Source organism: Romboutsia sp., assembly GCF_035470145.1.
GTDB lineage: Bacteria > Bacillota > Clostridia > Peptostreptococcales > Peptostreptococcaceae > Romboutsia_D.
Genome location: NZ_DATIRC010000392.1, coordinates 1 through 2,347, shown reverse-complemented (window position 1 = coordinate 2,347; position 2,347 = coordinate 1). Strand labels below are relative to the sequence as shown.

3 protein-coding genes are annotated in these 2,347 nt (G+C 29.7%); 1 reads left to right on the top strand and 2 read right to left on the bottom strand.

Annotated elements, in window-relative coordinates; all coding sequences use genetic code 11:
• Positions 1 to 196: hypothetical protein (locus VLM92_RS15630; RefSeq protein ID WP_325277249.1), on the top strand; the 196-nt coding region annotated here is incomplete at its 5' end.
• A 62-nt stretch (positions 197 to 258) separates the two neighbouring features.
• On the opposite strand, the gene cspC is transcribed toward VLM92_RS15630, so the two are convergent.
• On the bottom strand, positions 259 to 1,944 hold the full coding sequence (gene cspC / locus VLM92_RS15625; protein WP_325277248.1) for a bile acid germinant receptor pseudoprotease CspC: 1,686 nt from the start codon (positions 1,942 to 1,944) through the stop codon (positions 259 to 261).
• Between the two features lie 20 nt (positions 1,945 to 1,964).
• A complete protein-coding gene (locus VLM92_RS15620; protein ID WP_325277250.1) occupies positions 1,965 to 2,243 on the bottom strand; it encodes a S8 family serine peptidase in 279 nt (92 codons plus the stop codon).
• Positions 2,244 to 2,347: the final 104 nt, after the last annotated feature.

The window sequence follows — 2,347 nt, the reverse complement described above, 5'->3', positions numbered from 1 at the left end:
AGTTATGGATGATCGGCATCTTGTAAAACATTTAGTTACATCTGGAGAAACCTTAGATGATATTATTAAGAGTTACAATTCTAATATTGAAGATATAGAAAACTTTAGAAAAGTTGTTTATAAAGAAAATATTGGTATTGTATCTAAAGAATATCAAGTTCAATCTGGTGAATATATAACTATACCTAGTGAATAAAAAACTCCTTTAATATAAAAAATAAAGGCACAAATATGCCTTTATTTTTTATAAAACACATATTATTCGATGTTATTTGCAATTTGAATTATAGTTTCTGATAAATTTAAAATTCCATATCCTTGAGATATATTCGGATAGTTATATATGTCTTGCTTGGTAGCACCTAACATTAAATATGTTTTTAATACTGCTGTATATAGAGAAGCTCTAGTAAATGACTTTTGTTGTGTTATGTACTGTATAATTATAGCTAGTACACCACATACAAGTGAACTACTAACACCCGTTCCGGTAGCTGTATTATATGATTCATTCTTAAATGGACCTATTATATCTACACCAGGTGCTACTATATCTGGTTTTATATTCCTTATGCTTACGGGTCCTTTAGATGAGCCTATCCAAAGACTATCTGTTTTATCGTTATATGCTCCAATTGTTATTATATTTTCAGTTGATGCATAAAAAGTTATTGTTGAAGATGAATTTGGATCTAAAAATCTAGTATCTTCAGATATCAGACTTTTATTTGGCAAATAAATACTAAAGTCTCCATTTATAATAAACTCAGGATTTAACCTAATTGTCCATATACCTGGTTTTATATCTTCAAGATATATAGATAATTGTTGATATCCTGACTCTAGCCATGGATACGTATATCTCATTTGATATGAAGTATCTTCTATATTGAATGTACCTTTATATATGTAATATTCAGGAGAATATATAATCCTAAAACTTAATTCTCCTGCTGGAGATATTAATTCTGTAGTTATCTTATCAGGTCCATTAGTAAATAAAGCAATTTCTAGATTACGCTGTTCTCCTACTTGAAATATTATATCTTGTTGTCGCTCGTTAGGCATTATTTTTCCTTCATAATGAATGTCTGTATTTCCTTCATTGCCTGAACCACTCACTAAAACTACTCCCGGTTTAGCTAATTCCTCAAAGGTCTGTAGCATAGTAGCTCTTATTGTAGCTATAGGTTTCTCTCCTATTGTCAAATTTACTATTAAAAATTTGTCTTCTTTGTTTGCAACATCTATTGCATATTTTATTGCAGCTAAAAAATCTGATGATTGATAATTTATTTTCCCCTCCATATAAGTATCTTTATATTCTTTTAGTTTTACTACTATTAATTCACTACCTATTGCTACACCTTGGTAGAATGAATTTAAATTTCCTATTCCACAACAGATTCCAGCTGCTATTGTTCCTGTTCCAATATCGTCTTGTGTTAAACTTTTATCGTTCTCTTTTATTGCTTTATTAATTTCGTCCCTAGTTATTTCACGTCCAAATATATACTTTTCATCCATACTCTGTCCTTCATGATTTTGATCCCATATAGATATTATCTTTGTAGTTCCATCTGGATTTATAAAATCTGGGTGAAGGTAATCTATCCCCGAATCTATAATTGCAATAATTACACCTTTACCATCTGCTGTTATGTATGGATTTTTATATATATAATCTGTTCCTGCTGCAGTTGTAACAGTTTCTCCTTCTGTAAGATTATCCGTTATCTCTATTAAAGAACTCATTGGACTTGATCGTTCCCAATGTGTTATTATGGATATCGCATTTAATTTTTTTTCATCAAAAGTTATAGGTACATATATTACTGCAAGTTGTTCATTTAGTATCATATATTTATCTATATTACTTTCTTTAAATATATTTTCTATTTCGGTTAACGTTCCTTGATAAATTATAATATAAGATTTTTCCATATATCTATAATCACCTTCTCTTATTTTAATTGATCAAACATTCCTCTTATATTTAATATCCCGTAACCATAACTACTATTAGGATAAGTTATATTAATATCCCTTGTTGCACCTGCAGTAAGATATGTTCTTATTTTTGAGACAAATGCCTTATCCATATACCTTATATCTTCTAAAACATACTGCATAAAAAGAGCTACTGCACCACATGTATGAGCTGCTGCTGGCGATGTCCCTGTTATTGTTGCATATGTATTTCCTGGATAAGGTGCTATTATATTAACTCCTGGTGCAACTATATCTGGTTTCGGTTACCCTGTTATTGTTGGTCCTCTTGAAGATGTTGGCCATAAACTATTATTAATTGTGTCATATGCTCCTATACTTGTAATATTATAAAATG

Excerpts from the sequence above, each read along its gene's own strand:
- cspC (WP_325277248.1), bottom strand. The coding sequence starts at position 1,944 with ATGGAAAAATCTTATATTATAATTTATCAAGGAACGTTAACCGAAATA.